Source organism: Xanthovirga aplysinae, assembly GCF_009711365.1.
GTDB lineage: Bacteria > Bacteroidota > Bacteroidia > Cytophagales > Cyclobacteriaceae > Xanthovirga > Xanthovirga aplysinae.
The window spans coordinates 1-293 of the sequence record NZ_SMMB01000082.1; the positions used below are offsets into that span (position 1 = coordinate 1).

Genomic DNA, 293 nt, shown 5'->3' on the forward strand with positions numbered 1-293 from the left:
CTAACGGTTCCCTTGAAATCAGCATTTCCACCGACGCTTATATCCCCTTCAATATCTCCGCTACCGGTAGCTTTTATATTGCCTATAACATCCAGGGCTTCCGTTGGAGAAGTCGTATTTATACCTATTTTATTGTCATGCCGAATAGCAAAGGGTACGATGGAAGACTCATTTGACCAAATAGCAAATCCCAAATTATGCACAGAAGGTATATTAGAAGATACATTCCAAGTTGTTCCGGAGCTACTGGTTAATTGTAACTTACCCTGGGTCTCTCCTGCAATAGAAGTTAT

At 41.0% G+C, this 293-nt stretch carries 1 protein-coding gene; it reads right to left on the reverse strand.

What is annotated here, in order from left to right; all coding sequences use genetic code 11:
• Positions 1–293 (reverse strand): hypothetical protein (locus E1171_RS23045; protein WP_222931258.1); only part of this gene is annotated, 293 nt, incomplete at both ends.